Source organism: Candidatus Zixiibacteriota bacterium (assembly GCA_020853795.1).
In the GTDB taxonomy this organism is placed as follows: Bacteria; Zixibacteria; MSB-5A5; order CAIYYT01; family CAIYYT01; genus JADJGC01.
Map to the genome: position 1 here is coordinate 1 of JADYYF010000200.1, position 9,305 is coordinate 9,305.

Below are 9,305 nucleotides of genomic sequence, written 5' to 3' on the forward strand. Positions count from 1 at the left end.
GTCTCCAGTGTTGTAACCGTTACGAACTTGGTCGCCGACGCGGTCAGGACGACTTTGACCTCGGCGCCCGCCTTTCGCAAAAAGCGTACCAGATAGCAGGCTTTATAAGCCGCAATGCAACCGGTGATACCGAGCAGGATTTTCTTGCCTTTGAGGGGCATAAGCTCTTGAAATTGTTAGTTGACGACTTCGGAGCCGTCAAGATTGAAGAGGTTGAGATCGACGGCCGTACCGGACGAGAAGACGTAGCGCGCCGCAATGACCTTCATGACCGGCAGATCGATCTTCTCCGAACCCAGCAGAAATGCCTTGTCGACGATCTTCTCAAACTGGCCGGGACTGATCAACCGAAATCTTAGCAACTGAATCAGGAAACCGGCGGCGTCCGGAGTGAAGTGCTCAAGTTCCAGCGGACTGAGAACCCGAAAAGACTGAGCGGAACCGACCGTCGGACTGATCCGGCCGCCTTCCTTCTGCATTTCCTCCAGAAACCAGCCGTAGGCTGATGAAATCTCCGAATCGGTAAAGCCGCGGCTGCGCAAGTCCTTGGAGATCACGTTAAACGGACCAATCTGACCATTATGACTGCGGAGATGCTCAACGAGGTAAAACACGATTTCGAGGATACGTTCTTCCACTGCGCTGCCTTTCGCCCGCGGCCGCAACCAGCGGCCACTGCTATGGGAAAGGTAAAATCAGCCGTAAGGTTCCGCAAGGATAAAACATCGTGTCCTTGCGCTAAAATCGCTGTCGGCGCGGGCTAATGCTTGAAATGCCGGATGCCGGTCACGACCATCGCGATACCGGCTTGATCGGCCGCCGCAATCGCCGCTTCGTCGTTCTTCGATCCACCCGGTTGAATGATCGCCGTCACACCGGCCGCTGCGGCAACTTCGACGCCGTCCGGCATCGGGAAGAAAGCATCCGATGCCAGCACCGCGCCGCGCGCGCGCGTGCCGGCCTTCTTCACGGCATTCTCCACCGCATCGACGCGCGATGTCTGCCCGCAGCCCTGCCCAAGCAAAGCCGTTCCCTTGACGATGGCAATCGCATTTGACTTCACGTGCTTCACCAGCTGGAAACCGAACAGCAGCGATTTGACCTGCTCAGCGGTCGGCTTCATTTTCGAAACGACCTTCAAATCCGTCTCGACAACGACACGGTGATCGGCAGTCTGCATCAGAAACCCACCATGGATCGCCCGCAGCCACTGGCCCTGCCGCGCGGCGCTGCCCATCGCCGGCAGCCGCAGCAACCGCCGCTGCTTCTTCTTCGCCAGCAATTCCAGCGCTTCAGGCGCGTAGTCAGGTGCGATGATGCACTCAACAAACTGCGTATTGTGCAGCAAATGTGCGGTTTCGATGTCCACGACGCGATTGAGGCCAATGATCGATCCGAAAGCGGACATCGGATCGGCCGCCAGCGCCGCTGCATAGGCGTCCGCCAGCTTCGGTGCGCAGGCGGCACCGCAGGGATTGGTGTGCTTTACGACACAAGCGAACGGCTCGGAAAAGTCGGTAATCATTCCCAGACAGGCGTCGAGGTCGACGTAGTTGTTATAGGAGAGTTCCTTCCCTGCTAGTTGCTCCGCATCAACCAGAGATAAACCGCTACCGGTGGTGTCTCGATACAGCGCCGCCTGTTGATGCGGATTCTCGCCATAACGCAGACTGGAGACTTGCTGCAGATGGAGATCAACATCTGTCGGCAGCTCGGAGTCCGTCGTCTGCCCAGCTTGGCCGAAGTACTGGCTGATCGCGACGTCGTATTCGGCAATCACCGCAAAGGCCCGCGCGGCGTAGGCACGATGACGCTCGGCCGAAATCGCCCCCGTCGCGCGATACTCTTCCATGAAGCCGGCGTACTGCGCCGCCTCGACCAGGATCGTGACATCGGCGAAGTTCTTCGCCGCGGCCCGCACCAGCGTCGGGCCACCGATGTCGATGTTCTCAATAATGTCGGCCTCGGGCTTGCCGCTGGCCACTGTTTGTTGGAACGGATAAAGATTGACCACCACCAGGTCAATCGGCTTGTAGTCGAGACTGGTCAGTTGTTCGAGATCCTCGGCATGATCGCGACGATACAGGATACCCGCGGCGATCTTCGGGTGCAGCGTCTTGACGCGGCCGTCCATGATCTCTGGCGCGCCGGTAAAGGACGACACCGGCACCACCTTGAGGCCGGCATCCTTGAGCGTTTGTTTGGTGCCGCCGGTCGAAATGATCTCGATGCCGTGTTCCTGCAGGAACCGGGCTAGTTCGACCACGCCGGTCTTGTCCGATACGCTGATGATCGCCCGCTTGATGCGCCCCTCCGTGCTTGCCTTGCCCATCGTCCTCCTCACTGCTTCAGCAGGATCTTTTCGATCTCTTCGTAACGTTGGCGCGTACCGTTGATAATGTCGGCCGGCAGATGCGGAGGCTGCGAATTGCGATCCCAGCCGCACGTCAGCAAGTAGTCACGCACATACTGCTTGTCGAACGATTCCTGTCCCCGGCCAATCTGGTACTTGTCCTTCGGCCAGAAGCGCGACGAATCCGGTGAGAGAATCTCGTCGATCAAAATCAGGCGGCCGTCATGAATCCCGAATTCAAACTTCGTGTCGGCAAGAATGATGCCGCGGCTCTCGCAGTAATTGGCGGCTTGCAGATAGATCTGCTTCGAAACCTGGCGCAACTTCGCCGCCAGATCGATGCCGACCATGCCGGCCATCTCTTCGAATGCGATATTAATGTCGTGCCCCGACTCTTCCTTGGTCGCCGGTGTGAAGATCGGTTCGTCGAACTTCTGCGACTCCTTGAGGTCCTTGGCGAAGTGAAAGCCGAGAACGGTCGTGTCGCCGGTCTTCAGCTTCTCCTGATAGTCCTTCCAGAGCGAGCCGGAAATGTAGCCGCGAACGACGCACTCGATGTCGATGCGCTCCGCCTTCCGCACCAGCATCGACCGCCCCTCCAGTTGGTCGCGATACTTGCGCACCGGCTCCGGGTACTCGTCGACGTTTGCCGTCAGGAAATGATTCGGAACCACGTTCTTGGTGTACTCGAACCAGAACAGCGACATCCGCGTCAACACCTTGCCTTTGCCGGGAATAGCATCGGGCAGGACATAATCAAAGGCCGAGATCCGATCCGTGGCGACAATCAACAACCGGTCATCCAGATCGTAGACATCGCGCACCTTCCCGCGCGCAAACAGTTTGACATCGGGCATCTCGGTTTGCAGTACACTCTCCATGATTTACTCCAACCTAATCTGACCGGCCGCGATTCGGGCTACGGTCTCGGGATACAGTTCATGTTCACTTGCGAGCACCCGCTCCTGCAAAACTTGCGGCGTGTCGCCCGGCAACACCGGCACGCGCCGCTGCGCCAAAATCCGGCCATTGTCGTAAACCTCGTCCACCACGTGGATCGTGACACCGGTTTCAGCTTCGCCGGCGGCAAGCACCGCCTCGTGCACGTGGATGCCGTACATCCCCGGCCCGCCGTACTTCGGCAAGAGCGCCGGATGGATGTTAATGATCTTATTACGATAAGCGGCGATAATCTGTTGTGGAATCATCTTCATATAACCGGCAAGGCAGATCAGCTGCGTGCCGCGCATCTGTAGCTGTCGCAGGAGTTCTGCGGCATATGCCGCCGCGCCCGGGAAGCCGGATTCACTAATGACCAGCGTGTCGATGTGATGATTGCGAGCGCGCTCCAGCGCAAAGGCCTTGCGATTGTTGGAAACAACGAGAACAATGCGGCCATCGATCTGCCCCGCGGCACAGGCATCGATTAGCGCTTGAAGGTTGGAGCCGCCGTGCGAGGCCAGGACGGCAATCCGAAGCGGTTCATTCATTCCGATTGCGCGAGCTTACTCCTTAAGAGCTCATTGGTCACCGCCGGGTCCGCCCGGCCGCCGGTGGCTCTCATCACCTGACCGACGAAGAAGGCCAGCAGCTTCGTCTGACCGGCGCGATAACGGGCAACTTCCTTGGGATGATCGGCGATCACCTTGTCGATCAAGCCACCAAGATCGCTCGAATCGGCAATCGGAGCAAGACCTTTCTCCGCGACGATGGCTTCGACCGGGCGCGCGTCGGCAAGCATGCATTCGAACAACTCTTTGCCGATCTTGCCGGTTATCGCCTTACTCCTGATCATCTCGAGCAACCGTCCCAGTCGTGCCGGCTCGACGGCAAAGCCGGCAATTCCAGCAGCGTTGCCCTTGACCCGCGCCAGCACCTCGGTCATGATCCAATTGGCCACAAGCTTGGCATCAGGGCAGGCAGCCAACGTCTCCTCGAAGTACAACGCCAGCCCCGGCGACGACGTTAAGACCTCCGCATCGTACCGGGGCAGCGCCAGGTCGTGAACATAGCGGTCCTGTCGATTGAGCGGCAGCTCCGGCAACTCCCGCTGCACGGTCGCGATCCAGTTAGGCGTCAACTGAAGGGGAACCAGGTCCGGATCAGGGAGATAGCGATAGTCATGAGATTCCTCTTTGCTGCGCATCGGGTAGCAGCGGCCGTCCGCGTCGGAATACAACAGCGTCTGCTGTTCCACGCGATCTCCGGAACTGACGATGGCGATCTGCCGGTCGATTTCGTACCGCAGCGCTTTCTCAACGCCCCGAATCGAGTTCAGATTCTTCACTTCAGTCTTCGTACCCAACTTCGTTTCACCGACCGGACGAATGCTGACATTGGCATCGCAGCGCAGCGAGCCCTCTTCCATATTGCCGTCGCAAATGCCCAGGTGTTCCACAATCTGCTTAAGGGCATGCAAATACAAATACGCTTCGCGCGGACTGCGGATCTCCGGTTCCGAGACGATTTCCATCAGCGGCACGCCGCAGCGGTTGACATCGATGCGCGTGAAGTCTTCGCTGTGCCCCTCTGGATGCAGCGACTTGCCCGCGTCCTCCTCGAGGTGGATGCGCGTGAGTCGAATCTGCTTGCGCACGCCGTTGTCCTCGAAGGCGATCCTGCCGCCGATTCCGATCGGACGGTCGAATTGGGAGATCTGGTAGCCCTTCGGCAAATCGGGATAGAAATAGTTCTTGCGCGCGAAAACGGACGTCATGCCGACGCTGCCGTCAACCGCCAGGATCATTTTGACCGCCATATTGACCGCTTCGCGATTGAGCACCGGTAACGCGCCGGGAAGCCCGAGACACACAGGACAGGCGGCGGAATTCGGCCGCTGGCCGAATGTCGTCGAACAGCCGCAGAAGATCTTGCTCTTGGTCAGAAGCTGCGCATGAACTTCCAGCCCGATGACGGCTTCGAAATTCATCGACTGCTCGCTTCGATCACGGCCGCCGCCCGAAACAGCGTTGGCTCGTCAAAAGGTCGGCCGATCAACTGCGCACCAATCGGCAGCTTGGCCGCGTCGACGCCGCAGGGGACTGAAATTGCCGGCAATCCGGCGAGATTCGCGCTTACGGTGTAAATGTCGGAGAGATACATCGCCAGCGGGTCTTCGGTTTTCTCTCCAAGCTTGAACGCCGTAGTGGGCGTGGTCGGAGTGAGCAACAGGTCAACCGCGTTCAGCGCCTCCAGCATCTCTTGCATGATGACCCGCCGCACCTTCATGGCTTTGGCATAATAGGCGTCGTAATACCCCGACGACAGGACATAAGTGCCGAGCATGATCCGCCGCTTCACTTCGGCCCCAAATCCGGCATGGCGCGTTTCGGTGTACATGGATAGCAGATCGTGGGCGGCCGCTCGTTGACCGTAACGCACGCCGTCGTAGCGGGCAAGATTCGAGGAGGCTTCCGCGTCGGCAACCACATAGTAGGCGGCGACCGCGTACTTCGTATGCGGCAGCGCAACTTCCCTGATTTCAGCTCCTTCACGCTTCAGCCAATCAGCCACACGGGTAATTGCCGCGGCAATTTCCGCATCGAGCCCGGCCGCGAAATACTCGCGCGGCAGGCCGATCTTCAGTCCGCGGACTCCCGCCTTCAAATTCTCTTCCGCCCCGGCAAGCGACTGCTGCGCCGAAGTCGAGTCACGCGAATCGTGGCCGGCGATGACGTCGAAGAGCAGTGCCGCCGAGTGCACATCGGCTGCCAACGGTCCAATTTGGTCCAGCGATGACGCAAACGCGACGAGCCCGTAGCGGCTGACGGCACCATAAGTCGGCTTGAGACCGACCACGCCGCAAAACGCTGCCGGCTGTCGCACCGAGCCGCCGGTATCCGATCCCAATGCCAGCGGAACCAGCCCGGCCGCCACGGCCGCCGCCGACCCGCCGGACGAACCGCCCGGCGCACGCTCCAAATCGCGCGGGTTGCGCGCCAATCCCAGGGCCGAGTTCTCATTGGAAGAGCCCATCGCAAACTCATCCATGTTGGCCTTGGCAATGATCACTGCATCATCCGCCAACAGTCGGTCGATGACGGTGGCATTGTAAGGCGGCACGAATCCGTTGAGAATTCGCGAAGCGCAGGTAGTTGGATGGTCTTTGAGGCAGATGTTGTCTTTGACGATGATCGGCAGACCGAAGAGTTTCCCCTTCGGCCGACCGGATGTGAGTTTCGAGTGCAGTTGGGCGACCGTCGCTTCCGCCAATTCGGACGTGACGACGTTAAGGCAATTCAGTCTGTGGTTAACGTCCTCACAGCGATTCAATAACTCATGATAGTACTCGCCGAGGTTGCGTTCACCATCGAGGAATTGCTGCCGCAGTTGGAGCGCCGTCGCCATGGCTTACAGCAATGGATAGTACTTCTCGATCTCGTACTTCGTCACGTGGACGCGATAGCGATCCCATTCGTCACGCTTGTTGGCGATCAGGCTCTCGAAGATGTGCTCCCCGAGCGCAGTCTTCATCAGCTTCGAACCGGCGAAACTGTCAATCGCCGCTTCCAAGGTGCCGGGCAACGAGTCAATTTTGTGCTTCTTCAGCTTCGCTTCATCCATGTGGAAGATGTTTTCCTCTACCGGCGCGCCCAGCGTGTACTTGCTCTTGATCCCTTCCAAACCGGCCGCCAGCATCGAGGCAAACGCCAGGTACGGATTGCAGGCCGGATCGGGCGAACGCAACTCGACGCGCGTCGCCTTTTCCTTACCATAGCGGTACATCGGGATACGCACCAGCGACGAACGATTCCGCTGTCCCCAGGAGATGTACACCGGCGCTTCATAGCCCGGAACCAGCCGCTTGTAGGAGTTGACCCACTGATTCGTCACCAGCGTGAATTCCTTCACGTGTTTGAGAATGCCCGAGACAAACTGCCGTGCGGTGTCCGACAAATGGTACTCTCCGTTTTTGGCAAAGAAGGCATTGTTGCTGCCCTTGAACAGCGACTGATGCACGTGCATCCCCGACCCGTTCTGCCCGAATAGCGGCTTGGGCATAAACGTGGCGTACACGCCCATGTCCTGCGCGACTTCCTTGACGATCACGCGGTACAGCATCGCCTGATCCGCCATCTTCAGCGCATCCGCGTACTTCAGGTCGATTTCGTGCTGCGACGGCGCCACCTCGTGATGCGAACACTCGACCTGGATGCCGACCGACTCCAGCGCCACCACAGTTTTCTTCCGAATCCGCGCGCCTAAATCCACAGTCGAGTAATCGAAGTATCCCGTCTGATCGATCACCTCGGGTGACCCGTTCTGCCGGAAATAGAAGTACTCCAGTTCCGGCCCGACATAATAGGTGTAACCCAGGTCGGCTGCCTGCTTGATCATCCGCCGCAACGCGTAGCGCGGATCACCGGCAAACGGTTCGCCTGTCGGAGTCTCTACGTCGCAGAACATCATTGCGACTCGCTCCCCTTCGATCAGCCACGGGAAAATCCGAAACGTCGACAGGTCGGGCCGCGCGTTGAGATCTGACTCCTCGATCCGGACATAACCCTCGATCGAGGAACCGTCGAAGCCCTGCCCGTTCTCGAGAACCTCTTCAATCTCCGAGCGCGTGATCGACATCCCCTTCAACGTCCCGAGGATGTCGGTAAAGTACAATCGAATGTAACGGACTTTCTCTTTGTCCATCAACTTGAGGATTTGTTCGGCGGTATAACTCATCCCGAAACTCCTTTAATGGAATTAGACTATCAAACTTTACTCTTCCGCAACGTCACTGGATTCTTGGTGATTGGCTGGACTCTCCGACATTATGGATATCCACAATCCCAGAAAGCGCCAAACAATACACTTTGGAACGCCTAACACAAGGAAAAATCTTAGTATCGACAAGAATTGTCGACGAACTGAGGCGCGGGCTTGATGACGAGACTTTGAACAGGCAGATGATCAGGGTGTGAAATAGTCGATATTAATGTACTGCCAACGGAATGCCCCGCATAATATTGCCAGACAATGGGTTACACAAGCACACCACAAGCTCGTTCTTCGGGCGAGTCTCCCCTGATCTGGCAGCCCACTGGCAGCGCCAGCGGAGGGAGGGGTCATTTTCTCGCCTTAGTCACATAAGAACAGCGATAGTCCCGGCGACCGAAGGAGATCAGCGAGACGCCGGATCTCCGCGACCGGTGCCTCTCAAAATCACGAGTCTCCGCAGAAGACTCCTTCGATGAACTACCCCTGCCGCGGCAACGCCCGCTTCATCTGTTCGATAAACGGCGTAAACAGATCGATCGGTAACGGGAAGACCAAAGTCGAGTTCTTCTCAGCCGCCACCTCCGTCAGCGTCTGCAGGTAGCGCAACTGCAACGTGTAGCTCGATGACTCCATCACGTGAGCAGCATCAGCCAACTTTTGCGCCGCCTGATATTCGCCCTCGGCATGAATAATCTTTGACCGCCGCTCGCGCTCCGCCTCCGCCTGCTTGGCGATTGCGCGCGTCATCTCCTGCGGCAGATCGACGTTCTTCACCTCCACCACCGAGACCTTCACGCCCCAAGGCTCGGTCTGGTCGTCGATGATCTTCTGCAGTCGCTGGTTGATCTCATCGCGATTGGAGAGCAGATCGTCGAGTTCGACCTGACCGAGTACCGACCGCAAAGTGGTCTGGGCAATCATCGACGTGGCGTAGAAATAATCCTCGACGTTGACAATCGCGCGCTGGGGCTCCATCACCTGAAAATAGATCACGGCATTGACTTTGACCGTAACGTTATCTTTGGTAATGACGTCCTGCGGCGGCACGTCCATCGTGAACGTCCGCAGCGACACCTTCACCATGCGGTCCACGATTGGAATCAGCAGGATCAGTCCCGGCCCCTTGACGCCGATCATGCGGCCGAGCCGGAAGATCACGCCGCGCTCATATTCCTGCAGAACGCGGATCGCGTTCAGCAACAGGAACAAGAAGAAAACGACGACGACGATAATTGGCACA

At 58.2% G+C, this 9,305-nt stretch carries 9 protein-coding genes; all 9 read right to left on the bottom strand.

The window, feature by feature from the left end:
• A partial coding sequence (locus IT585_14895; GenBank protein MCC6964537.1) for a phosphopantothenoylcysteine decarboxylase occupies positions 1–161 on the bottom strand: 161 nt, incomplete at its 3' end.
• A gap of 15 nt (positions 162–176) precedes the next feature.
• Positions 177–638, bottom strand: a complete 462-nt coding sequence (locus IT585_14900; GenBank protein MCC6964538.1) for a DUF494 family protein — start codon at positions 636–638, stop codon at positions 177–179.
• Positions 639–760: 122 nt separating this feature from the next.
• The gene (gene purH, locus IT585_14905) at positions 761–2,332 is read right to left on the bottom strand and encodes a bifunctional phosphoribosylaminoimidazolecarboxamide formyltransferase/IMP cyclohydrolase (GenBank protein ID MCC6964539.1); all 1,572 of its coding nucleotides are present in this window, start codon (positions 2,330–2,332) and stop codon (positions 761–763) included.
• A gap of 8 nt (positions 2,333–2,340) precedes the next feature.
• Positions 2,341–3,234, bottom strand: coding sequence for a phosphoribosylaminoimidazolesuccinocarboxamide synthase (locus IT585_14910; protein ID MCC6964540.1), 894 nt, complete (start codon positions 3,232–3,234; stop codon positions 2,341–2,343).
• Between the two features lie 3 nt (positions 3,235–3,237).
• Entirely contained in the window at positions 3,238–3,843 is a 606-nt protein-coding gene (purN, locus tag IT585_14915; protein MCC6964541.1) for a phosphoribosylglycinamide formyltransferase, read from the bottom strand.
• A complete protein-coding gene (gatB, locus tag IT585_14920; GenBank protein MCC6964542.1) occupies positions 3,840–5,282 on the bottom strand; it encodes an Asp-tRNA(Asn)/Glu-tRNA(Gln) amidotransferase subunit GatB in 1,443 nt (480 codons plus the stop codon). The genes purN and gatB overlap by 4 nt, the downstream gene beginning before the upstream one ends.
• Positions 5,279–6,700, bottom strand: a complete 1,422-nt coding sequence (gene gatA, locus IT585_14925; protein MCC6964543.1) for an Asp-tRNA(Asn)/Glu-tRNA(Gln) amidotransferase subunit GatA — start codon at positions 6,698–6,700, stop codon at positions 5,279–5,281. Before gatA ends, gatB begins: the two co-directional genes overlap by 4 nt.
• Before the next feature lie 3 nt (positions 6,701–6,703).
• Positions 6,704–8,029 (bottom strand): glutamine synthetase, encoded by a 1,326-nt coding sequence (locus IT585_14930; GenBank protein ID MCC6964544.1) that lies wholly within the window; start codon positions 8,027–8,029, stop codon positions 6,704–6,706.
• A gap of 513 nt (positions 8,030–8,542) precedes the next feature.
• The gene (locus IT585_14935) at positions 8,543–9,304 is read right to left on the bottom strand and encodes a slipin family protein (GenBank protein ID MCC6964545.1); all 762 of its coding nucleotides are present in this window, start codon (positions 9,302–9,304) and stop codon (positions 8,543–8,545) included.
• Position 9,305: the final 1 nt, after the last annotated feature.

What these genes read in the sequence shown, in the direction of transcription:
- gatB (MCC6964542.1), bottom strand. Translation starts at nt 5,282, where the DNA reads ATGAATTTCGAAGCCGTCATCGGGCTGGAAGTTCATGCGCAGCTTCTG.
- IT585_14930 (MCC6964544.1), bottom strand. Translation starts at nt 8,029, where the DNA reads ATGAGTTATACCGCCGAACAAATCCTCAAGTTGATGGACAAAGAGAAA.
- purH (MCC6964539.1), bottom strand. Translation starts at nt 2,332, where the DNA reads ATGGGCAAGGCAAGCACGGAGGGGCGCATCAAGCGGGCGATCATCAGC.
- purN (MCC6964541.1), bottom strand. Translation starts at nt 3,843, where the DNA reads ATGAATGAACCGCTTCGGATTGCCGTCCTGGCCTCGCACGGCGGCTCC.
- gatA (MCC6964543.1), bottom strand. Translation starts at nt 6,700, where the DNA reads ATGGCGACGGCGCTCCAACTGCGGCAGCAATTCCTCGATGGTGAACGC.
- IT585_14910 (MCC6964540.1), bottom strand. Translation starts at nt 3,234, where the DNA reads ATGGAGAGTGTACTGCAAACCGAGATGCCCGATGTCAAACTGTTTGCG.